Source organism: Nesterenkonia sp. CL21 (assembly GCF_031705515.1).
In the GTDB taxonomy this organism is placed as follows: Bacteria; Actinomycetota; Actinomycetes; order Actinomycetales; family Micrococcaceae; genus Nesterenkonia; species Nesterenkonia aethiopica.
On record NZ_JAUTWR010000004.1, the window covers coordinates 72,237 to 94,131 of the forward strand.

The 21,895-nt window shown below is 70.5% G+C and carries 19 protein-coding genes; 12 read left to right on the forward strand and 7 right to left on the reverse strand.

Annotated features, from left to right (window positions below):
* Positions 1-96: 96 nt before the first annotated feature.
* From Q7C18_RS08415 to galK, 9 genes are all read left to right on the forward strand, one after another.
* On the forward strand, positions 97-2,790 hold the full coding sequence (locus tag Q7C18_RS08415) for a glycosyl hydrolase (protein WP_311024996.1): 2,694 nt from the start codon (positions 97-99) through the stop codon (positions 2,788-2,790).
* A gap of 177 nt (positions 2,791-2,967) precedes the next feature.
* The gene (locus Q7C18_RS08420) at positions 2,968-5,004 is read left to right on the forward strand and encodes a DUF2264 domain-containing protein (protein ID WP_311024997.1); all 2,037 of its coding nucleotides are present in this window, start codon (positions 2,968-2,970) and stop codon (positions 5,002-5,004) included.
* Positions 5,001-5,786, forward strand: coding sequence for a sugar phosphate isomerase/epimerase family protein (locus Q7C18_RS08425; RefSeq protein ID WP_311024998.1), 786 nt, complete (start codon positions 5,001-5,003; stop codon positions 5,784-5,786). The genes Q7C18_RS08420 and Q7C18_RS08425 overlap by 4 nt, the downstream gene beginning before the upstream one ends.
* An 89-nt stretch (positions 5,787-5,875) precedes the next feature.
* A complete protein-coding gene (locus Q7C18_RS08430) occupies positions 5,876-7,303 on the forward strand; it encodes a serine hydrolase (protein WP_311024999.1) in 1,428 nt (475 codons plus the stop codon).
* A 221-nt stretch (positions 7,304-7,524) separates the two neighbouring features.
* Positions 7,525-8,814 (forward strand): extracellular solute-binding protein, encoded by a 1,290-nt coding sequence (locus Q7C18_RS08435; protein WP_311025000.1) that lies wholly within the window; start codon positions 7,525-7,527, stop codon positions 8,812-8,814.
* Positions 8,815-8,843: 29 nt separating this feature from the next.
* Positions 8,844-11,066: a beta-galactosidase gene (locus tag Q7C18_RS08440; RefSeq protein WP_311025120.1), complete on the forward strand. Its 2,223-nt coding sequence runs from the start codon at positions 8,844-8,846 to the stop codon at positions 11,064-11,066.
* Positions 11,067-11,128: 62 nt separating this feature from the next.
* On the forward strand, positions 11,129-11,923 hold the full coding sequence (locus Q7C18_RS08445) for a DeoR/GlpR family DNA-binding transcription regulator (RefSeq protein ID WP_311025001.1): 795 nt from the start codon (positions 11,129-11,131) through the stop codon (positions 11,921-11,923).
* Positions 11,924-11,964: 41 nt separating this feature from the next.
* On the forward strand, positions 11,965-13,071 hold the full coding sequence (galT, locus tag Q7C18_RS08450; protein WP_311025002.1) for a galactose-1-phosphate uridylyltransferase: 1,107 nt from the start codon (positions 11,965-11,967) through the stop codon (positions 13,069-13,071).
* Complete coding sequence (gene galK, locus Q7C18_RS08455) at positions 13,068-14,261, forward strand: galactokinase (RefSeq protein WP_311025003.1); 1,194 nt, start codon at positions 13,068-13,070, stop codon at positions 14,259-14,261. Before galT ends, galK begins: the two co-directional genes overlap by 4 nt.
* Positions 14,262-14,279: 18 nt before the next feature.
* On the opposite strand, the gene Q7C18_RS08460 is transcribed toward galK, so the two are convergent.
* The 4 genes from Q7C18_RS08460 to Q7C18_RS08475 are packed head-to-tail and all read right to left on the reverse strand — an operon-like array spanning position 14,280 to position 15,598.
* Positions 14,280-14,630, reverse strand: a complete 351-nt coding sequence (locus Q7C18_RS08460; RefSeq protein ID WP_311025004.1) for a type II toxin-antitoxin system PemK/MazF family toxin — start codon at positions 14,628-14,630, stop codon at positions 14,280-14,282.
* Entirely contained in the window at positions 14,624-14,866 is a 243-nt protein-coding gene (locus Q7C18_RS08465; protein WP_070159772.1) for a hypothetical protein, read from the reverse strand. The genes Q7C18_RS08460 and Q7C18_RS08465 overlap by 7 nt, the downstream gene beginning before the upstream one ends.
* Positions 14,867-14,906: 40 nt before the next feature.
* Positions 14,907-15,296 (reverse strand): VOC family protein, encoded by a 390-nt coding sequence (locus Q7C18_RS08470; protein WP_070159770.1) that lies wholly within the window; start codon positions 15,294-15,296, stop codon positions 14,907-14,909.
* Complete coding sequence (locus Q7C18_RS08475; RefSeq protein WP_311025005.1) at positions 15,293-15,598, reverse strand: metalloregulator ArsR/SmtB family transcription factor; 306 nt, start codon at positions 15,596-15,598, stop codon at positions 15,293-15,295. Before Q7C18_RS08475 ends, Q7C18_RS08470 begins: the two co-directional genes overlap by 4 nt.
* 158 nt (positions 15,599-15,756) lie before the next feature.
* On the opposite strand from Q7C18_RS08475, the gene Q7C18_RS08480 reads away from it, so the two are divergent.
* The 3 genes from Q7C18_RS08480 to Q7C18_RS08490 are packed head-to-tail and all read left to right on the forward strand — an operon-like array spanning position 15,757 to position 18,805.
* On the forward strand, positions 15,757-16,932 hold the full coding sequence (locus Q7C18_RS08480) for a Gfo/Idh/MocA family oxidoreductase (RefSeq protein ID WP_311025006.1): 1,176 nt from the start codon (positions 15,757-15,759) through the stop codon (positions 16,930-16,932).
* A 59-nt stretch (positions 16,933-16,991) separates the two neighbouring features.
* Positions 16,992-17,678, forward strand: coding sequence for a ThuA domain-containing protein (locus Q7C18_RS08485; protein WP_311025007.1), 687 nt, complete (start codon positions 16,992-16,994; stop codon positions 17,676-17,678).
* The gene (locus tag Q7C18_RS08490) at positions 17,675-18,805 is read left to right on the forward strand and encodes a Gfo/Idh/MocA family oxidoreductase (RefSeq protein WP_311025008.1); all 1,131 of its coding nucleotides are present in this window, start codon (positions 17,675-17,677) and stop codon (positions 18,803-18,805) included. Before Q7C18_RS08485 ends, Q7C18_RS08490 begins: the two co-directional genes overlap by 4 nt.
* Here Q7C18_RS08490 and Q7C18_RS08495 read toward each other — a convergent pair.
* The 3 genes from Q7C18_RS08495 to Q7C18_RS08505 are packed head-to-tail and all read right to left on the reverse strand — an operon-like array spanning position 18,798 to position 21,842.
* Positions 18,798-19,658 carry a carbohydrate ABC transporter permease gene (locus Q7C18_RS08495; RefSeq protein ID WP_311025009.1) on the reverse strand — a complete coding sequence of 287 codons (861 nt, stop codon included), beginning with the start codon at positions 19,656-19,658 and terminating at the stop codon, positions 18,798-18,800. The genes Q7C18_RS08490 and Q7C18_RS08495 overlap by 8 nt on opposite strands.
* A complete protein-coding gene (locus Q7C18_RS08500) occupies positions 19,655-20,614 on the reverse strand; it encodes a sugar ABC transporter permease (RefSeq protein ID WP_311025010.1) in 960 nt (319 codons plus the stop codon). The genes Q7C18_RS08495 and Q7C18_RS08500 overlap by 4 nt, the downstream gene beginning before the upstream one ends.
* Positions 20,598-21,842, reverse strand: a complete 1,245-nt coding sequence (locus tag Q7C18_RS08505; protein ID WP_311025011.1) for a sugar ABC transporter substrate-binding protein — start codon at positions 21,840-21,842, stop codon at positions 20,598-20,600. The genes Q7C18_RS08500 and Q7C18_RS08505 overlap by 17 nt, the downstream gene beginning before the upstream one ends.
* Positions 21,843-21,895: the final 53 nt, after the last annotated feature.

Consider the following 21,895-nt stretch of genomic DNA (forward strand, 5'->3'; position numbering starts at 1 on the left):
GGCGGAGACCCTGCGGGGTCTCGAGGAGGGGACGGCCTGGTGCGAGGCCGTCCCCTCCAGCACGACCACCCATCCGACACCGTTGAGAGGCACTCCATGACGCCGGCCGCTTCCCCCGCCCAGACTCGCGCTGAGACCCCCGCCCAGACCCCCGCAGAGGTTCCCGTGGGGGCCCAGGTGGCCCGGGCGGAGCTGTGGGAGGGCTTCCGCGCCCCCGACCCGGCAGCCCGGCCCATGATGCGCTGGTGGTGGTTCGGTCCGGACGTGCGCCGGGAGGATCTGGCGCGAGATCTGGACCGGATGCGCGAGGCAGGCCTGGGCGGGGTCGAGGTCGCCGTGGTCTACCCGCTCAGCGCCGGGACGGACCGCTACCTCTCGGGCACCTTCCTGGCGGATCTGCGGTTCGCGGCCGAGGCCGCACAGCAGCGGGGCCTGCGCTTCGACGTCACCCTGGGCTCCGGCTGGCCCTACGGCGGGCCCCATGTGGACGAGTCCACGGCGGCCCGGAAGATCAGCTGGACCCACGAAGAGGTCGCGATGGCCGCGCATCGGCTGCCGATCCCCGCCGTCTGGCCCGGCGACGAGTTCATCGCCGGCTACATCGGCGAGGGCACCACCTACGAGACGCCTGAGGGCTTCACCCCGCTGGCGACCGACGGCGGGGACTTGCTCATCCCGGAGGGCCGGGGGCCGCGGGTGGTCCTCATTGCAGTGTCCCGGCTGACCCGGCAGGCGCTGAAACGTGCCGCCGTCGGGGCCGAGGGCTGGGCGCTGGACCACCTCTCGGCCGAGGCTGCCCGCGCCCATCTCGACGCCGTCGCGGAGCCGCTGGTCGAGGCTGTCGGGGTCGATCGGATCGGCACCGTGTTCTGCGACAGCCTCGAGGTCTACGACGCCGACTGGACGCCGCGGCTGCCGGAGGAGTTCGCCGCCCGACGCGGCTACGACGTCGTGCCTCACCTGTGGAAGCTGCCCCTGCCCGGGCAGGAGGGCGCCGCGTTCCGCGCGGACTACCACCGCACGCTCACCGAGCTGCTGGAGGAGAACTTCATCCGCGTGATCGGCGACTGGGCCCGGCAGAAGGGTGTGCCGTTCCGGATCCAGGGCTATGGGGAGCCTGCCACCACGGTAAGCTCCTACCGGTACGCGGACCGCTATGAGGGCGAGGGCTGGGGCTGGGACGTGGTCACCGCCTGCCGGTGGGCCAGCTCCGCCGGGCAGATCCACGGCCAGCAGGTGATCTCCTCCGAGGCCTGGACCTGGACGCACTCGCCGTCCTTCCGTTCCACCCCGCTGGACATCCTGGCCGAGGCCCAGGACCACCTGCTGATGGGCATCAACCAGTTCATCGGCCACGGCTGGCCGAACTCTTCGCGGCCCGAGGACGGCAGCCTGGGGCGGGTCTTCTACGCCTCCGGGGCTCTGGATGATCGCAACACCTGGTGGGCCGCCGCTCCGGCCCTGTGGGGCACCGTCCACCGGCTGTCCTGGCTGATGCGGCAGGGGCGCCGCCTCTCCGACGTCGGGATCTACGTGCCCGCCCGGGACGTCTATGCCGGATTCGCCGCCGCCGGCCGCCGCGACCTCTACAAGGAGACCCGGCAGCACATCGGCGACGAGCTGCCGCATGCGCTGCGCACCGCCGGGGCGGACTTCGACCTGTTCGACGACGACGCCGTCGCCCACCTGGATCCGGGGCGGTTCCCCGTGGTGGTGCTTCCGTCCGCCCGCGACATCCCGGAGCCCACGCGGGCCTGGCTGGCCGCCGTGTGGGAGGCCGGCGGGGCGGTGCTGGACCTCGGCGGCACTGCGCGGCTCGGGGTGAGCGTGGACTCGGCCGCTGAGGCGACCCGGTGGGTGTCCGGCCCGGTGCGCCTGGCCGGAGCCGACGGCGCGCCGAACGAGACCGTCGCCGTGACCACCCGGCAGCTGGGGGCGGGCCGATCGGCCCTGCGGGTGCACTTCGTGGCGAACACCGGCTCCGCGCCTGCCGAGGTGACGCTGTCCTTCCGACAGGACCCCGGGCGGGACCCCGCCGGGTCCACGGTGGAGCGTTGGGATGCGGAGACCGGTGAGGTGCTCAGCGTCCATCACCTGGATCCGGGCGGCGAGGGCGGCGACCTGCCGTTGCGTCTGGAGGCCTATGAGGCCGCCGTGCTGATCCAGCACGACGGCGAGCCTCAGGAGGGTGACCAGGTGAACCCGAGCAGCACCTCGGCGGCCGGGGACGAGGCCGCCGTCGAGCTCACCGACTGGCAGGTGCGCTTTCCGGACGAGCCGGAGCCGCGTCCCGTCTCGCTGCCGCATCAGTGGGAGCAGGTGCCCGGGCGGGAGCTGTACTCCGGCACCGCCGAGTACACGACCACCCTCCGGGTGGACGACGACGCCCGGCAGGTGATCCTCGACTTCGGAGCCGCCGAGCCGCATGAGCTGGCCGATCCCGCCTCCAGCGGACTCATGGAGGCCTCCTTCCGGGCCGAGGTGACTCCGCCGGTGGGCGTGGTGGCGGTGGTTCGGGTGGACGGGCGCGAGGCCGGCGTGGTCTGGCGGACCCCGTACCGGGTGGACCTCACCGGACTGGTCACCCCCGGGGGCACCCATGTGCTCAGCGTGGAGGTCGCCAATGTCACCAGCCACCGCCTGGCCGCCGACGACGCCCTGACCCGCATGGTGGAGACCGCCCGGGAGCATCACGGCCGCCGCTTCGGCATGCAGGCCCTGGAGCTGGCGCTCGCCGACGTCGCCTCCGGGCTGCTGGCGGTGCCGCGGCTGCGGGTGGGCACGCGGTGAGTGTGACGGATCCTGCCCCTCAGAAGCCCGTTTGTCCCCGTCGTTTTCGTCTGTCCCCGTGGAATTCGGAGGGGACAGACGAAAACGACGGGGACAAACCGCTGGGCCTGGGGTCTTCCCGTCCCCTGGTCGTCCATGAGATCAATGAAGCCTGACCACAGAAAGGCGAGCCCTTCCATGCCCCCAGGTCACCAGCACATCGTCCGTCCCGGTGACATCCTCCCGGGCTCCAGGATCCCCTTCCCCGAGGAGGACCGGGAGACCAGCCCGTACACGGGATACACACGCGCCCACTGGGAGGCGATGGCGGACCACCTGGTCGGCTCGGCCTGGCAGTGGGCGAGTCCCGGCGGGGCGCATCTGAACCTGCCCGGCCCCGCATCGGGCAGCGGGGTCCGCTCGGACGGCCTGGAGGGCTTCGCACGGTCCTTCCTGGCCGCCGCCTTCCGGGTCCGCGGGGCCGACGGCGCGGACCCGCACGGCTGGCTGGACCGCTACGCCGAAGGCCTGCGGGCCGGGACCGCGTCCGCCGAGACCCCCGAGGCGGAGCCGTGGCTGACCATCCGCGACCATGACGTCCAGGGGCAGCCGATGGTGGAGTCCGCCTCCATCGCGCTGTGTCTGCGCCTGACCCGCCCCTGGCTGTGGGACCGGCTCGACGAGGACGTCCAGGACGCCGTGGAGTCCTGGCTGCGCGGAGCGATCACCTCCCTGCCGGCGGCCAACAACTGGTACCTCTTCCCCTACTCGGTGGCCGGCTTCCTGGAGTCCGTGGGCCGTGGGGACGAGCTCACCGCGGCCGCCCGGGAGCGGGCCCTGCACCTGCTGGAGCAGTGGAACCTCGGGCAGGGCTGGTACACCGACGGCGACGGGCAGAGCATCGACCACTACATCGGCTGGGCGCTGCACCTCTATCCGGTCCTGGACGACCACCTGCGGGGCGAGTCGGGGATCCACGGCTCCCGCCTGGAGGAGTTCCTCCAGGAGTACCGGCACCTCTTCGGCGCCGACGGCGCCCCGCTGTTCCAGGGCCGCTCCATGACTTACCGGTTCGCCGCCGTCGCCGCCGTCGCGCTGGGGGCGGTCACCGGGGACACGCCGATGCCCCCGGGGGAGTCCAAGCGGCTGCTGAACGCCACCCTGCGCCACTTCCTGGAGCATGGCGCACTCACCGAGCACGGGCTGCTGAGCCTCGGCTGGCACGGTCCGCATCCGGCCACGGTGCAGCGCTACTCCGGGCCGGCCTCCCCGCTGTGGGCCGCCAAGGCGTTCGTCGGGCTGCTGCAGCCCGATGACGCACCGCTGTGGCGCAGCGTGGAGGGGCGCCGACCCCTGGACGACCATGACGTCGCCTTCGGCATGTCCGCCACCGGCTGGGCGGTGCAGGCCACCCGTGACGACGGCGTCGTGCGGATCCACAACCACGGCAGCGACCACCTCCGCCCGCACCAGGGGGAGGAGTCCGGCGTGGAGGATCCGCTCTACTCCCGGCTCGCGTACTCCACGGCCACCGGACCCACACCGCGCGGCGAGGTTCCGGACAACCACGTGGCCGTCCGTTTCCGCGGGCGCACCAGTGTGCGCCGTCGGATCCACCGCATCGGGGCCGGTGGGGGCGGCGGATGGGCGTGGGCGGCCTCCTGGCACACGCCGATCTTCCCGCAGGGTGCACCGGCGATCCCCGGGCTCCGCGTGGAGTCCTGGGTGGTAGCCCGGGGAGCCGACGAGGTCCGCATCGACCGGATCATCGGTGCATGCTTCCCCCTGGAGGTCCAGCACACCGGCTGGGCCGTGCAGCCCGGCGGACACCTGCGCTCCACCCTGCAGGGGCTGCACGGCTGGCACGGCGAGGAGACGCTGAGCTCCCCCGCCGGCACGGCATTCGCTGAATGGTGCGAGATCCCTGCGCTGCAGGCCTCGCTCAGCGGCTCCGTCACGGCCGGGCCGGCCGTGCTGGTGTCGCACGCCCGCGTGACGGGTCGGACGGCCGATGTTGCCGCCGGTCACGCCGAGGGCGACACTGGCTCCACGGGAGACGCTGACCTGAGGGTCGACGCTGATGTGAGGGCCACTGCCGACGCACCGGTCGGCGTCGTGGATCTGACCGTGACCCCGGAGGAGGTCTCCTTCCGCTGGGCCGGCGAGCCGGCGCTCATCACGGTGCGGTTCGAGGCCGCAGAGGTCCGGCGCTACGACGAGGGAGAAGGATCATGACCTGGAGGCTGAGCTTCAGCACGCTGGGGATGCCCGGCCGGCCCGTGGTGGAAGCAGTCCGCACCGGGCTGGATCACGGTTGCGACGGGATCGAGCTGCGCGTGCATCCCGATGAGGAGGTCACCCTCGGCATGGGGGAGACGGCCGCCCGGGAGGCGGCGAAGCACGTCACCGACGCCGGACTGCAGATCTCCTGTCTGGCCGGCTATGCGCGGGTCTGCGGCGGCGAGGATGGGGACGACGACGCCGTCATCGAGGAGCTGCGCGCACTGATCCGGCTCGCCGAGGTCATGGAGGCGCCGGCGATCCGCGTGTTCCCCGGCGGGACCTCCGCCGGCCGCCCGGCCGCGCGGCGCAGGATCGAGGCGGTGCTGGAGGACCTCGAGGCCACCGGGGTGCAGCTGCTGTTGGAGACGCACGACTCCCACCCGACCGCCGAGGACGTCCTGGCGCTGCTGGGGCCGCTGGCCGACGACGCCCGAGTCGGCGTCATCTGGGACGTGCTGCACCCGTACATCAACGGAGAGGAGCCGGCAGACTCCGCCCGCCTGCTGGGTGAGAACGCGCACTACGTGCAGGTCAAGGACGCCTCGATGGACCGCGGGTGGACTCCGGCCGTGACCGGGGAGGGTGACCTGCCGCTGGAGGAGATCGGCCGGCTGCTGGCCGGCGGCTCCGGCTGGATCTCCCTGGAGTGGGAGCGCGCCTGGTATCCGGAGATTCCGGAGATCGCCGTGCCGCTGGCCGCCACCGCCGCATGGTTCGAGAAGACCCTCCGGTGAGGCCAGCCCCGGGACCGGGATGGTTCCGCCGGCAGGTGGAGGACCACCTCCTTCCGCGGCTCCAGGCGCGAGGTCTCGTGATGCACAGCGTGGTGGTTGTGCACGCCGGGGAGCTGCAGCATGAGACGTACTGGCGGCCCTACGGACCCAACCGTCCGCATCGGCTCTACTCGGCGGGCAAGTCACTGGTGGCGCTGGCGGTCGGGGTGCTCCTCGACGACGGCGCGCTCAGCCTGGATGACCGCATCGTCGACCACTTTCCCGAGCATGCCGACGGCGCCCACCCATGGATCCGGGCCATGGAGGTTCAGGACCTGCTGACCATGCGCACCGTGCACGGGCAGAGCACCTACACCCAGGTGGCGGACGCGGACTGGGTCCGCACCTTCTTCACCGTGGCGCCGACCCGGCCTCCCGGCGCCGTCTTCGCCTATGACACCTCCGCCACCCTGGTGCTCACCGCCCTGGTGGAGCGGCTGACCGGGCTGCCCTTCGAGGAGTTCTTCGCCGCCCGCATCGGCCGCCCCCTGGGCATGGGGCCGCTGCGCGCCCTGCGCAGCCCGCTGGGGCTCCCAGAGGAGGCCTTCGCCGGCCGACCGACCTGGCGGGAGGTCGTGGAGAATCCGGGCGGCGTCGCCCATGGCGGTTCGGGGCTGCTCGCCGCCCCGCGGGACCTGGCGCGGATCGCCCAGCTGTGCCTCCAGCGCGGTCGGTGGGGCGATGAGCAGCTGGTCTCCGCCGAGTTCCTGCAGGCCGCCACAGCGGTGCAGACGCCCACGGTCACCGGCGGCTTCGCGCATCCCGAGGCACAGTGGGGTTATGGGTACCAGATCTGGCGCTGCCGGCGAGAGAGCTACGCCGCCTGGGGGATGGGAGGTCAGATCATGCTGGTGGTGCCCTGGCTGGACGCCGCCGTCGTCGTGACCGGAGACAACCAGCACCTCGAGTCCGACGCGCAGCTGCTGCACGACGCCCTGTGGAGCGAGCTTCTCGAGCCGCTGGCCGCGTGGACGCGCAGCGGCCGGTCTCCCGAGCCTGAGTCTCCTCCCGAACTGGAGCCTGAGCCCGTCCGGACCCGGGAGCTCACGCCGGTGGCCGGCGTCGCGCTGCCCGCGTCCGCGCCGCGCGACGCCGAGAGCTTCCGCGTCCGCGTCCGCCTGGAGGGGGCGTCGTCGGCAGAGTTCGACTCTCTGGAGCTGACCTGCGGCACGGACGGCGGAGAGCTCCTGCTGACCACCGCCGACGGCGACCGCAGGGTCTTCCCCTACCGCGTGGGAGGCCACCGAGAGCACCCGCTGCCCGGCTACGGCTACGAGACCCACACCTCCGCGGCCTGGCAGGGGAATGCGTTCTTCCTGCACGCCCATGTGGTGGGAGACTGGCTCGCCCAGCTGCAGGTTCTGGTCCAGGTCGCCGCGGATGCGGACGGCGCCCCCGACGTCGTGTGCCGGATGCAGGCCTCTGCTGAGCACTTCGCCCAGGAGTACGAGGGCCTGCTCATCGGGCGGAAAGACTGACGCCGCGATGCTCGGGTGCTCACCTGAGCGCGGTCACCCATACGCGGTGAGAATCACTGCATGTCCAAGGGGCAACGGCGAAGGCCGGTCAGTCCGTTGACGCTGTCTCCGACACCGCTCTACAGTCAGTGGAAACCGCTTGCCCAGTGATGGTGGTCACACTCTCGCAGCTCGGGGGCCGGCGGTGACTCGCACCGTATCGCTCGATGAATGAGGACTCCATGACGACCTTCACACGACTGTCCAGACTAGTGGCGGTGACCTCGCTGTCAGCACTGGCGCTGACGGCCTGCGGCGGAGACGCCGACGGCGGCTCGGGGGAGGGTGGCGGGGACGAGGACGTCCAGCTGCGCTTCACCTGGTGGGGCTCGGACTCCCGCCACCAGACCACCCAAGAGATCATCGACGCTTTCGAGGAGGAGCACCCGCACATCTCGATCTCCGCCGAGTACGGCGACTGGTCCGGCTACTGGGACCAGCTGGCCACCCAGTCCGCCGGCGGAGAGATGCCCGACATCATCCAGATGGACGACAAGTACCTGCGTGAGTACGCGGACCGCGGAGCCCTGCTGGACCTCAGCGACGTCGACGTCTCCGAATTCGACCAGGACGCGGTGGACAACGGCCGCACCGAGGAGGGCCTGTTCGGCATCACCACCGGCATCAACTCCCTGGCGCTGATCGCCAACCCGGAGCTCTTCGACGAAGCTGGCGTTGAGATGCCGGACGACACCACCTGGACCTGGGACGACTTTGCCGAGATCAGCGCCGAGCTGAGCGAGAACCTCGACGACGGCTACGGCACCAATGACCCCAACGAGCCCGGCGGCTTCCAGATCTGGCTGCGCCAGCAGGACCAGCACATGACCACCGACGAGGGCGAGCTGGGCTTCGACGCCGACGACGCCGCCGAGTACTTCCAGTACTACCTGGACCTGGTGGACGAGGGCATCCCCTCGGCCGCGGTGATGTCGGAGAACCAGTCCAGCGGCCCGGACCAGTCCCTGCTGGGCACCGGCCAGGTGGCCATGGCCCCGTGGTGGACCAACCAGATCAACGGGCTCTCCGAGGCCTCCGGCGTGGACCTGGAGCTGCTGCGATTCCCCAGCAGCACCGGCAGCGCGGAGGACAACGGCATGTGGTACAAGTCCTCCATGCTGATGTCCGCCGCGGCCACCACGGACCACCCGGAGGAGGCGCAGCTGTTCATCGACTTCTTCGTCAACTCCGAGGAGGCCGGAATGCTGAACCTGGTGGACCGCGGGCTGCCGGGCAACAATGCCGTCCGTGAGGCGATCCTGCCCGAACTCGAGGGCCCTGATCTGGCCTCGGCCGAGTTCATCGCCGACATCGAGGACGAGCTGGCCGGGCCCGAGCCGGTGCCGTCCCTGGGCTTCTCCGGCCTGCAGGACATCATCTACCGGTATGAGATGGAGGTGTTCTTCGAGCGCCAGTCGCCCCAGGATGCTGCGGAGAACATGATCTCGGAGATGGAAGCGGAGCTGAACTGACACCCCGAATCACCGCCGCAGAGAAGTGGATCTCCCGGGACGGGGAACCCTGGTTCCCCGTCACCGGGGAGATCCACTTCAGCCGGATCGCGCCCGAGCACTGGTCTGATGTGCTCGGTCTGGCGCGGTCCGGCGGACTCACGTCGGTGGCCAGCTATGTGTTCTGGCGGCATCATGAGCCCCGCCCCGGTGGGTTCGACTGGACCGGTGCGCGGGATCTGCGGCGTTTCGTGCGGCTCGCCGCCGCCCACGGACTCGACGTCGTCGTCCGGCTGGGCCCGTGGTCCCATGGCGAGATGCGCCACGGAGGCTTCCCGGACTGGCTGGTGGACTCCGGCATCCCCCTCCGGCAGGACCACCCCGAGTACCTGCGCTTGGTGCGGCGGCTCTATGGGCAGATCATCGCCCAGCTGGAGGGGCTGACCCACGACGACGGCGGCCCTGTCATCGCCGCGCAGATCGAGAACGAGCTGGCGGATCAGCCGGAGCACCTGGCCACGCTGCGGGGCATCGCCGAGGAGCACGGGCTCCGCGTGCCGCTGTGGACCGCCACCGGATGGGGGCGAACCCTGCTGCCCCGGCGGGACCAGGGGCTTCCCCTGCTGCCGGTCTGCAGCGGCTACGCCGACGGCTTCTGGGCGGACTCATCCGTCGAGCAGCCGCCCTTCGCCGCCGCGCACTTCCACTACGAGGAGGTCCGCGACGACCTCGACGACGGCCAGCCCAGTGAGATCCAGCCCAGTGCGGTGCTGGCCAGTGCCGCCGACGCCCCGTTCATCACCTGCGAGCTGGGCGGCGGCATGCATGTGGCCTATCACCGCCGCCCGCTGGTCACGGCCGAGGACGTCGCCGCTCTCGCCCTGGCCACAGTGGGCAGCGGCTCCGTCTGGCAGGGCTACTACATGTACGCGGGAGGCAGCACCCCGGACGGGGACCAGGAGTCCCAGGAGGCCGGGCAGCCCCAGGATGTGCCCCGCATCAGCTATGACTTCGGCGCGCCGCTCGGCGAGCACGCCACCGTGCGGGCGCACCACGGGATGCTCCGCCGCCAGCACCTGTGGCTCGCCGCGGAGGGCTCCCGGCTGGCCCCCATGCGCAGCACGGTCGGGAGCGGGGTCGCGGATGATCCACGCAGCCTGCGCTGGGCGGTGCGCACCGACGGCGAGTCCGGCTGGCTCTTCCTGAGCACCTATCGCCCCCACGGACACCTCGACCCCCAGCCGCAGCTGCAGCTCCATCTGGGTGCCCGGGAGGGGCTGCGCCGGCCCCAGACCGTTCCTGCCCGGCCGATCGACCTCCCGGCGGGGGTCTCCACCGTGTGGCCGGTGAACCTCCCGCTCGGCGGGCCGGAGGGCCCTGTGCTGCGCTGCGCCACCGCCGAGGTGCTGACCCGGCGTCGAATCGAGGGCGGCTCCGCCGAGCTGCTGGTGCTGACCGCGCGCGCCGGCGTCGCCGTCCAGCTGCTCCTCGCCGGTGAGCCGGAGATCACCGGCCCCGGCCGCAGGTCGGTGACCTCCACCGGCGACACGCTGCTGGAGTTCAGCGCCGTGCCGGGCCCGGAGGACCTGGTCCGCTGCGGAGAGGTGCGCATCATGATCCTGGACGAGACCGACGCCGACCGGCTGGCAGTGCTGCCTGATCGGCAGGCGGGAGGGACTGCGGACCGGATGGTCCTGAGCTCGGCTCCCGTGCATGCGGATCCGGCCTCTCCGGCTGGGCTGGTGGTGCACTCCGAGGACCCCGAGGTGGAGCTCGCCGTCTTCGACGACGTCGCGGCCCGGTGGTGGCGTCATCGGGTGCACGCTCCGCGTGCCGGTGTGCTGGCGGTGCTGGCCCAGGACATGACTCCGCCCGCGACGTGTCCTCCGCAGCGCACCGGCGGGCCGGAGGGCCGGCTCGCCGCACCCGAGGACTTCAGCGGCGCCGCCGTCGTCGAGTTGGACGTCCCTGCTGAGCATCTGGCGGAGGACGGGCGGCTGCTGGTGCGTGTCGACTGGACGGGAGATGTCGGCAGGGCCTGGATCGGTGACAGGCTGGTCAGCGAGCACTACTGGCACGGGCGCGTGTGGGAGCTCGAGATGACCGCCTGGCGGGAAGAGCTGCGGGCCGCTCCGCTGGTCCTGGAGCTGCTGCCGTGGAGCGCTGAGAGCGGAGTCTGGGTGCATCCGTCCGTACGTCCGGTGCGGACGGGCGTGCATCTCAGGAGGGCGTGGCTGGTGCGCCGCGCACGACATCTCGTCGCTCCATGTTGATTCTTGTTTGATCATGGTGGTTTAATGGCTGTGACGTGAACCACCTACCTCTGTGAGGTCCCATGCTGGCAGCCCAGCGCCAATCCCGCATCGCGGAGATCGTCCAGACCGACGGCGCCGTGAGCGTCACCGCTCTGGTGGAGCAGTTCGGCGTCTCCGACATGACGATCCGCCGTGACCTGGACGCCCTCGCCGCCCAGGGCGCCCTGGTGAAGGTCCACGGCGGGGCCGTGAGGGCCGAGACCCGCCGCACCGAGGAGCCCGGCTTCGAGGCCAAGTCCGGCCAGATGGAGGCGGAGAAGGCCGCGATCGCCCAGGAGGCGGCCCAGCTGGTGCGTCCGGGCACGTCCGTGGCGCTCTCGGCAGGCACCACCACGTGGGCCCTGGCCCGCCTCCTCCGCGAGGTCGAGGACCTCACGGTGGTCACCAACTCCACCCGCATCTCCGACGTCTTCCAGGCGGAGCCGCGCGCAGACCGCACGGTGATCCTCACCGGCGGCGTCCGGACACCTTCCGACGCCCTCGTCGGACCACTGGCTGCGGCCTCTCTGCGCAGCCTGCACGTCGATCTGGCCTTCCTCGGCGCCCACGGGGTGTCCGTGCCGGAGGGCTTCACCACGCCGAACTACCTCGAGGCCGAGACCAACCAGGCCCTGTTGGCCACAGGGCAGCGACGCATCCTGTTGACCGACCACAGCAAATGGGGCGTGCTGGGCATCTCCACCTTCGCCGAGCTGACGGAGGTGGACATGGTCATCCTGGACGACGCGCTGCCGGCGGAGGCGGCGGACGCGCTCCGCGACCACATCGACGAGGTGCGTCTCGTCAGCCCGCGTACGGCGCGTGCCGCCGGCTGATCGGCCAGTCCCCTCGCCCCACCCCTCAGGAGAGAACACCGGTGAACAGAACCCAGGCCACGCTCGCCGACGGCCGCGAGATCTTCTTCTACGACGACGTCGCCCGCACCCGTCAGGTGCATGACACCCGGGGCATCAGTCGCCCCGGCGGCGGCTCCGAGCTGCGCTGGGACGCCTATCTGGGCGAATGGGTGGCCGTGGCGGCCGCGCGGCAGAACCGCACCCACAAGCCTGCCACCAACGACTGTCCGCTGTGCCCCAGCACGGAGGAGCGGGCCACCGAGATCCCCCAGTCCGACTATGACGTGGTGGTCTTCGAGAACCGCTTCCCCTCCCTGGCCGGCGGGCCCGCCCTGCCCCCGGACTTCGCGAAGGCGGCCATCGCCGCCGGAGAGGATCTCACCACAGTGCGTCATCCCGGCGCCGGACGGTGCGAGGTCGTCTGCTTCACCCCCGAGCACACCACCTCGCTGGCCCAGCTGGACGTGCGGCGCCTCCGCACCGTCGTCGACGCCTGGGCGGACCGCACCGCCGCCCTGCTGGCGATGCCCGAGGTGGATCAGGTGTACTGCTTCGAGAACCGGGGCGAGGAGATCGGGGTGACGCTGCATCACCCGCACGGCCAGATCTACGGCTACCCGTTCCCCACTCCCCGGACCTCGAGGATGGTGGAGCAGGCACGAGCGACCCGCGAGGCCACCGGAGAGGACCTGTTCGCCCGGACGCTGGCAGCCGAGCGGGCCGCCGGGGAGCGGGTCATCGCCGACAACGAGCACTGGACCGCCTTCGTGCCGTCCTGGGCCCGCTGGCCCGTGGAGATCCACCTCATGCCGCACCGCAGCGTGCGCACCCTGCCGGAGCTGACCGACGACGAGCGGGACGCCTTCGCCGCGCTGTATCTGGATGTGCTGCAGCGCGGGGATCGGCTCTTCGCCACGCCGCTGCCCTACATCTCCGGCTGGCAGCAGGCGCCGGCCTCCGCCGAGGGCACCGACTTCCGGCTGCACCTGCAGCTGTTCTCCATCCGGCGGGCGGACACCAAGCTGAAGTACCTGGCCGGCTCCGAGTCGGGCGTCGGGGTGTTCATCAATGACATCCCGCCCGAGCAGATGGCTCAGCGACTGCGGGAGGCGGGTGAGACCCGGTGACGGAGGTGCTGCTGGAACGCGCAGAGGCGGTGCGGGAGGAGTTCCGGAGGGTCTTCGGCGAGGCCGCCGACGGCGTCTGGGCCGCCCCGGGGCGGGTGAACCTCATCGGGGAGCACACCGACTACAACGACGGCTTCGTCCTGCCCTTCGCCCTGCCGCAGACCACTCTCGTCGCCGCCCGCCGGCGCGCGGACGGCCTCGTGCGGGCGCATTCGCTGTTCACGGGGGAGACCGTCGAGTTCGCGCTGGAGGAGCTGAGGCCCGGCGGCGTGGACGGCTGGGCGGCCTATGTGGCGGCCATGTGCTGGTCCCTGCGTACCGCGGGCCAGGCAGGTCTGCTCGCTGAGGACGTCGACGTCGCAGGCGTGGACCTGCTGATCGAGTCCGACGTCCCGCACGGGGCGGGGCTGTCCTCCTCGGCGGCGCTGGAGTGCTCCGTGGGGCTGGCCGTCGCCGACCTCGCCGGCGCGGCGGTGCGGCCCCTGGAGATGGCGCGCCTCGCCCAGCGTGCCGAGAACGACTACGTGGGCATGCCGTGCGGGCTGATGGACCAGATGATCTCCATGCTCGGGCAGGCCGGGCACGCGGTGCTCTTCGACACTCGCAGCCTGCGGCCCACTCTGGTGCCGCTGGCCCCGGACGGAGACGCCGAGGTGCTGGTCATCGACACCCGAGCCCCGCATCGTCTGGTCGATGGGGAGTATGCGGCCCGACGTCGGCAGTGCGAGGAGGCTGCCCGCGTCCTCGGTGTGGAGTCGCTGCGGGTGCTCAGCGACACGGAGGCCGACGTCGCCGAGATCCTCACCCCGGTGGAGGACGAGGTGCTGCGGCGCCGGGCCCGGCATGTCATCACGGAGAACCGTCGCGTGATCGAGACCGTCGAGCTGCTGCGCGCCGGCGACCTGGCCGGCGTCGGGGACCGGATGCGCGCGTCTCACCTGTCCCTGCGGGACGACTATGAGGTCACGGTGGAGGAGATCGATGTGGCCTTCGAAGCGGTCTCCGCCCAGGGCGTGCACGGCGCGCGCATCACCGGAGGCGGCTTCGGCGGCTGTGTGATCGCCCTGGCTCCGGTGGGGCTGCATGAGCGGGTGCGGTCTGCGGTGAGGGAGGCCTTCGCCGCGGCCGGGTTCACCGAGCCGGAGGTGTTCCGGGCACCGCCGGCCGCCGGTGCCCGCCGCGTGGTGTGACGGGGGTGACCCACCCGGTCACGCCCGCAGGCCGAGCACCTGTCGCAGGCCCTCGTCGACTCCGTCCATCAGGTGAGCAGGCACCTGACCGACAGGGTGAGCATCGAGGTCCCGACGGTCGACGGTCATGAGTGCCGTGACATTGGCGACGGAGTCACGAGGAAGACCCGTGAGGGCTGCTGGCAGGAACCTGTTGCCCGGTATGGCAGCGAGTGCGGTGTTGGAGGTCAACGCCACGACGATCGTGGTCGCCAACCGACTGGCATTGTATGAATCGTCCTGGATGATCAGCACGGGGCGCCGCTTGGCGGGGGCGCTCGAGGTCGGAGGCGGGAGGTGGCACCAATGGATGTCGCCCCTCCTCACCATTCGTCGTCCCCGTCAGCCATGCGATGTCCGGAGGCGACGGCGAAGCGAGCCGATTCGTCGGCATTGACCACATCCACGACGCTGTCGATGGTCGCTGTCGTGTCGTGGGCATCGAGCTCGTCCGCGTAGCGCTCGGCGGCCTTCGCGTAGAACTGCGACCTGTTCATGCCGTGTCTCAGTGCCACGCGCTCGGCGCGTTCGAAGGTCCCGTCGGGTACTGATATCGCAGTCTTCATGAATCGAGTATAACCGGGTATGACTCGGAGCTCCAGGAGCTCACCGCTTGTGCTCGAGCAGCTGGATGAGATTGCCGCAGGTGTCGTCGAAGACCGCCATGATCGCGGGGCCGATGTCCATGGGCGGCTGGGTGAACTCCACGCCGCGGGCGGTGAGGCGCTCGTGCTCGGCGGCGACGTCGTCTACGGCGAAGGAGGCGAACGGGATGCCGTCAGCCACCAGCGCCTCCTTGAACGGAGGGACGGCCGGATGGCCGCTGGGCTCGAGCACCAGCTCGGTGCCGTCGGGGTCTTCGGGCGAGACCACGGTGATCCAGCGGGCCTCGCCCATCGGGATGTCGTGGCGGACCTGGAAGCCCAGCACGTCGGTGTAGAACTGCAGTGCGCGGTCTTGGTCGTCGACCATCACGCTCATCTGGTGAAGTCTCATCGGGGTTCCTCCTGGTCAGGTGGGGTGGTGTGCGTCGGACTCAGCCAGCGGTCCACGATCGGCTGCAGCGGGGCGGTGTTGATGCGGTGGATCTTGTAGCGGCCGCGCCGGGAGGTCTCCACCAGCCCGGCCTCCTCCAGGACGTCCACATGCTGGGAGATCGCCTGCCGGGACGAGCTCAGCTGGTGCTTCGCGTAGAGCCGGGAGCAGATCTCGAAGAGCGTCTGTTCCTCGTTCTCCGTGAGTCCGTCGAGGATCGCCCGGCGCGTGGGGTCGGCGAGGGCTTTGAAGACGTCGGCCATGCTGCGCACATTACGCAAGTGTCTGCTTGCATGTCAAGCATTCCAGGGTCGTCATTCCCGTCGGGGGTGACGGTCTTCTGGCAACGTCGGGCCTATATCGATACAGTGATGCTGATCACCAGTTCATGCCAGACCTTCCCATGCCTCGAGGAGAGACGATGTCTCAACCTGTCCGGATCGCGGTCATCGGCCATGCCTTCATGGGTGCGGCCCATCTGCACGCCTGGCGCACCGCGCCGCGCTTCTTCGATCTCCCGCGTCGGCCCGAGGTCGCGCTGCTCGTCGGACGGGACGAGGCCCGCACCCGCGCGGCGGCCGAGAAGCTCGGCGTCGAGGAGATCGCCACCGACTGGCGCGACGCCGTGACCCGGGAGGACATCGACGTCGTCGACATCTGCACCCCCGGTGACACCCACGCGGTGATCGCGGAGGCCGCCCTGGCCGCAGGCAAGCATGTGCTGTGCGAGAAGCCGCTGGCCAACTCGGTGCAGGAGGCGGAGTCCATGGCCGCCGCCGCGGCGCAGGCGGCCGAGCGGGGTGTCCACACGTTCTGCGGCTTCAGCTACCGCCGCACCCCGGCGCTGGCCCTGGCTCGCCGCTTCGTGGAGGAGGGGCGGCTGGGCGAGATCCGGCATGTGCGGGCGCAGTACCTGCAGGACTGGCTCTCCGACGCGGACGCGCCGCTGACTTGGCGACTGGACAAGGAGACTGCCGGCAGCGGCGCCCTGGGTGACATCGGCGCCCACTCCATCGACGCCGCCCAGTGGGTGACCGGCCAGCAGATCGATGGCGTCTCGGCGCTGCTGCACACCTTCGTCACCTCCCGCCCGGTCTCCGGCTCTGCGGAAGGGCTCGGCGGCGCGGGGGACGTGTCCGGGGAGCGCGGGCCGGTGACGGTCGACGACGCGGCCGCCTTCACCGCCCGGTTCTCCGGCGGCGCGGTGGGCGTCTTCGAGGCCACCCGGTTCGCCCTGGGCCGGCGCAACGCCAACCGGCTGGAGATCAACGGCTCCCGAGGCTCGGTGGCCTTCGACTTCGAGCGGATGAACCAGCTGGAGTACTTCGACGGCGAGGACCCCCAGCAGGCCCAGGGCTTCCGGACCATCCAGGTCACCGACGCCGTCCACCCCTACACCGACCACTGGTGGCCGGTGGGTCACGGCCTGGGCTACGGGGACCTCTTCGTGCACCAGGTGGCCGACGTGCTGACCGCTCTGGACGCCCCCGAGGGTGCCCGGCCCGACTTCGGGGAGGCCCTCGACGTCCAGCGCGTGCTCGACGCCGTGGAGCGCAGCGCCGAGGATTCCAGCCGGTACACCTCCGTGACCCGCTGAGGGCCGCCTGATCGTCTGACCACCCCTTCGTCTGACCACGTTTTCGTCTGAGGAGATCCATGACCAAGAGAGCGCTCATCGTCCGCGGCGGCTGGGACGGCCACCAGCCCGTGGAGGCCACCGAGCTGTTCCTGCCGTTCCTTCGGGAGAACGGCTACGACTGCCAGGTGCACGAATCCCCCGAGGTCTACGCTGATGCGGACACGATGGGGGAGGTGGACCTGATCGTGCAGTGCATGACCATGTCCACCATTGAGGCCGACCAGCTCACGGGCCTGCGCACCGCCGTCGCCGGTGGGACCGGTCTGGCCGGCTGGCACGGCGGCATCGCCGACTCCTACCGGAACAGCGACGGGTACCTGCAGCTGATCGGCGGCCAGTTCGCCCACCACCCGCCGGTGGCGCCGGAGGAGCGCACGGGTGAGCAGTCCGACTACTACATCCCGTATCGGGTGGACGTCCAGGAGAAGGACCACCCGATCACCCGCGGCATCGAGAGCTTCGACCTGGTCACCGAGCAGTACTGGGTGCTGCATGATGACCTGATCGACGTGCTGGCCACCACCACGCTGCCTCGTCGGGACTTCGACGAATGGGAGCGCCCGCACGTCAACCCGGCCGTGTGGACTCGCCGCTGGGGGAAGGGACGGGTCTTCGTCTCCACTCCGGGCCACCGCGTGGAGGTCCTGGAGCATCCCAGTGTCCGCACCATCATCGAACGGGGGATGCTGTGGGCGAGCCGATGAGCGAGCAGGGAGGCCAGGTGCGGCCTGGAGCGGAGCGTGTGCGCCTCGGCATGGTCGGCGCCGGGAACATCAGCGGCCAGTACCTGGAGACGATCAGCCGGCTGGAGGCCCTCGAGCTCGTCGCCGTCGCGGATCTTGACCTGGACCGTGCGCGAGCCGTGGCCGAGCCCCACGGGGCGGCCGCGGAGGACCTGGACGGGCTGCTGGGGCGTGACGATGTGGACCTCGTGCTCAACCTGACGGTGCCGCAGGCCCACGCCGACGTCTCCTCCGCGGCGATCCGTGCGGGCAAGGGCGTCTACGTGGAGAAGCCCTTCACCGCCGACGTCGCCTCCGGACGCGAGGTGCTCCGGCAGGCGCGCGAGGCCGGGGTGGTCATCGGCAGCGCCCCGGACACTGTGCTGGGCACCGGGGTGCAGACGGCCCGCGCCGCACTCGACGCCGGGCAGATCGGCACCCCCATGAGCGCCACGGCGACCATGATCATCCCCGGGCACGAGGCCTGGCACCCGAACCCGGACTTCTACTACCAGCCCGGCGGCGGCCCGCTGCTGGACATGGGCCCCTACTACCTGACCACCCTGGTGACCCTCTTGGGTCCGGTCCGGCAGGTCATCGGTGCCGCCGGCGCGCTGCGGGACGAGCGGGTCATCGGCTCCGGCCCCCGAGCCGGGGAGCGCATCCCGGTCACCACGCCGAGCCACGTCACCGGCGCGCTGGTCCACACCTCAGGCGCCATCTCCACCGTGGTGATGAGCTTCGACGGCGCGGCCACCCATGCCGCGCCGATCGAGATCCAGGGCACCGCGGGCGCGCTCGCAGTGCCCGACCCCAACCGCTTCGACGGCTCCGTGTCCCTGTTCCGCGGCGGTGCCGGCTGGCAGGAGCTGCCGGTTGCGGCCGGTTACCGGGAGGCCGCCCGCGGCTATGGGATCGCCGATCTGCTCTGGTCCGGCGCCTTCGACGGGGACCCCCTGCGAGGGCGGGCCCAGGGAGAGCTGGGGCTCCACGTGCTGGAGGTCATGGACGGGCTGCTGTCCTCCGCGGAGTCGGGTCGGGCCGTGGACATGACCACCACCGCGGAGCGGCCGGAGCCGGTGTCGCTCAGCTCCGCCGCTCTCATTTGATCCCTGTGTTGGCGATCCCCTGGACGAACTGCCTCTGAAAGATGAGGAACACCGCCAGCAGCGGCAGGACGGTCACGGTCGCCACGGCCATCACAGCACCCCAGGGGGAGCTGAACGCGGGATTGTTGGTCAGCGTCGACAGCCCGACCGGGACGGTGAGGTTCTCATTGCCCTGCAGCACCACCAAGGGCCAGAGGAAGTCGTTCCACCGCGTCATGAACCCGAGGATGACCAGCACGCCGACCAGTGGTCCGCAGGTGGGCAGGACGACTCGAAGGAAGGTGGTGAACTCTCCGGCCCCATCGAGCCTCGCGGCCTCGAGCAGCGCGTCGGGAAGACCGAGCATGTACTGCCGGGCGATGAAGATGCCGACGACGTCGAAGAGGGTCGGGAGGATCACGGCCCAGGGTGAGTCGACCAGGCCCATGCGGGCGACGATGAGGAATGCCGGGACCAGGGTCACCTGGATGGGCATCGTGATCGTCACCAGGAACGACGCGTAGATGACTCCCCTGCCCCAGAACCGGAACTTCGCCAGGGCGTAGCCGGCACCGAGGGAGACGCATACGCTGAGCGCGGTGCCGAGTCCTGCGATGACCAGTGAGTTCCCGAGCCACTGCCAGACGGGCTGCTCCGCGAAGACCTCCGTGAAGTTCTGGGTGGTCGACTCGGCGGGCCAGAGGTAGGGGTCTTGGGACTGCGACTGTCCTCCGGGGGTGAAGGCCGTGACCGCCATCCAGTAGATCGGAAAGACCATGAGGGCGGCCAGCGCGGTGAGCGCCGCTGTCAGCATCCACGGACGACTGCGACTGCGACCGTGACGGCGGCCGGTGCCGGTGTCGGTGGTTCTCATGCGATCTCCTCTGCACGTCGTGCGGCGCGCTGTCTCAGGACGGTGAACACCAGAAGGATCGCCACGAGGAGCAGACCGAGTGCTGCGGCGTATCCCATGCGGGCGTCGGCGAATGCCGACCGGAAGATGTACTGGATGAGTACGGTGGTGGAGAATCCGGGTCCGCCGCCGGTCATGACGTAGATGACGTCGAACGCTTGGATGGAGAACACCACGTTGAGGATCAGCAGGATCCAGGTGGTCGGCCCGAGGAGGGGCCAGGTGATGCTGCGGAATCGTGTCCAGGCAGATGCTCCATCCACCGTCGCGGCCTCCTGAAGCTCTGCGGGGACTGATTGCAGCGCGCCCAGGTAGATCACCATGCAGAACCCGATGCGGGTCCAGACGACGACGGCGATGAGCGTGCCCATGGCGAACTGCGGCGATGTCAGCCATGGCACCCGATCGCCGCCGAGGGCGGCGAGGACGTTGTTCACGACTCCGTAGTCACCATGGAAGATCCAGGACATCACGACGCCGACGACCACCCCGGCGGCGACCATCGGGACGAAGAACGCCGCACGGAGCACCGATCGGCCAGGCACGTCGCGGTTGAGGGCGATCGCGAGGACCAGACCGACCGCCATGGAGGTCGGGACGGTGCCGAGGGTGAAGACGACGGTGTTCAGCAGGGCCGTCACCAGGAGCCGGTCCTGGGTCATCGAGGCGTAGTTGTCCAGCCCGACCCAGTCACCGCCGCCGAGGGCAGTGGTCTCCTGGAAGCTGAGTGCCACCGCGATGACGATCGGCAGCAGGGAGAACGTGAGGAACAGGACCGCCGCCGGTGCGACGAACAGGTAGGGGGCGGTGGTCCGATGACGCCGGCGGCGGCCCTCCGGCTGGTGGGATGCCGTGCTCGTCCTCCGATCACGCGGGTGCTCGCTGGTCTGCCGGGGGGCTTCACTGGTCAGTGACACTCTCCATCGCCTCCATCATCTGTCGGGCGGTCTCGTCGGGTGAGAGCTCGCCGAGGAAGCACAGGTCGAGGTAGTCGGCGAACACGGCGTTGAGGGAGCTGAAGTAACGGCCCGTCTGGGCGCGGACCATCTCGATCGGGATGGTCGAGCCTTGGTCGATGAACCGCTGCATGGTCTCGCGATGGGACGAGTACCCGATGTCATCGGCGTCGAGCGAGGCGCGGGCCGGCAGCCAGTTGCCGTGGTGGCAGAACTCGATGACCTTCTCCCGGCTCGTGATGCGGGCGACCAGCTCGGCGGCGAGGTCGGGATGCTTCGATGAGCGCGTGACGGCCAAGGCGTTGCCGCCGAGGTCAGAGGCCTCGTGGGTGTTCCTGATCATGGCTGTGGTGCCCCACTCGTCGGGCATCTCCTCATCCAGCTGGGCGATGGATTCGGGGTTGTTCAGCATCAGGCCGATCTGCCCTGTCAGGAACAGGTTCCGTGCGACGTCACCGCCGCCGGACTTGGCCATGTTCCCAGGTGAGACCAGGCCGTCGGCGTACCACCGTCTCCCGAAGGCCAGCGCCTCGACGGCCTCGGGAGAGTTCATGGACGGCGTCTCCCCGTCGTCCCCGAGGAACGTCCCTCCGTTCTGGTGGATGAGGGGCATCCACCGGTAGGCGGTCTCCGGCCCGGTCCACCCGAACCCGAATCCGTACCGTCCGGTGACCTTCTTCGCCTCGCCGGCGATCTCCAGGAATTCGTCCCACGTCCAGGCCTCCTGCAGCGTCTCTGGCGGGGTGACGCCGATCGTCTCCATCACGTCGTGCCGGTAGTAGGTGACGAAGTTGTCGGTGTGCTGGAAGACGCCGTACAGCCCGTCCTCCCGCTCGCCGATCGCCCAGAAGGCGTCCGAGTAGTCCTGCCGGTAGCTCTCCGGCACGGCCCCGGAGAGGTCGACCAGGCTGCCGTTGGCGGCGTAGCGCCCGATCTGCTGCGGTGTGATGCGGATGATGTCCGGAGCCAGGTCGGCTGCCAGCCGGGTGATGAACCATTGGTGGAACTGGCCGGTGGTGACCTCGACGGCGACGGAGGTGCCCGGGTGATCGGCGACGAACTCATCGGCGATCCTCTGATAGGACTCGAGATCCAGGGGGATGTTCCAGGAGGAGAGTCGCAGATGGGTGGTGTCGGTGGGCTCGCCGGAGCAGGCGGCCAAGGCGCCTACCGCAGAGATGCCGGCCAATGCGATGAACTGTCGCCGATTCGGTCCGCGTGCTGTCCTGGCTGCTCGGGGGA

Coding starts and splice junctions, on each gene's coding strand:
- Q7C18_RS08415 (WP_311024996.1), top strand. CDS start 97: ATGACGCCGGCCGCTTCCCCCGCCCAGACTCGCGCTGAGACCCCCGCC.
- Q7C18_RS08425 (WP_311024998.1), top strand. CDS start 5,001: ATGACCTGGAGGCTGAGCTTCAGCACGCTGGGGATGCCCGGCCGGCCC.
- Q7C18_RS08495 (WP_311025009.1), bottom strand. CDS start 19,658: ATGAGAACCACCGACACCGGCACCGGCCGCCGTCACGGTCGCAGTCGC.
- Q7C18_RS08470 (WP_070159770.1), bottom strand. CDS start 15,296: ATGAGACTTCACCAGATGAGCGTGATGGTCGACGACCAAGACCGCGCA.
- Q7C18_RS08460 (WP_311025004.1), bottom strand. CDS start 14,630: ATGGTGAGGAGGGGCGACATCCATTGGTGCCACCTCCCGCCTCCGACC.
- Q7C18_RS08485 (WP_311025007.1), top strand. CDS start 16,992: ATGACCAAGAGAGCGCTCATCGTCCGCGGCGGCTGGGACGGCCACCAG.
- Q7C18_RS08420 (WP_311024997.1), top strand. CDS start 2,968: ATGCCCCCAGGTCACCAGCACATCGTCCGTCCCGGTGACATCCTCCCG.
- Q7C18_RS08480 (WP_311025006.1), top strand. CDS start 15,757: ATGTCTCAACCTGTCCGGATCGCGGTCATCGGCCATGCCTTCATGGGT.
- Q7C18_RS08490 (WP_311025008.1), top strand. CDS start 17,675: ATGAGCGAGCAGGGAGGCCAGGTGCGGCCTGGAGCGGAGCGTGTGCGC.
- Q7C18_RS08435 (WP_311025000.1), top strand. CDS start 7,525: ATGACGACCTTCACACGACTGTCCAGACTAGTGGCGGTGACCTCGCTG.
- Q7C18_RS08445 (WP_311025001.1), top strand. CDS start 11,129: ATGCTGGCAGCCCAGCGCCAATCCCGCATCGCGGAGATCGTCCAGACC.
- Q7C18_RS08465 (WP_070159772.1), bottom strand. CDS start 14,866: ATGAAGACTGCGATATCAGTACCCGACGGGACCTTCGAACGCGCCGAG.
- Q7C18_RS08475 (WP_311025005.1), bottom strand. CDS start 15,598: ATGGCCGACGTCTTCAAAGCCCTCGCCGACCCCACGCGCCGGGCGATC.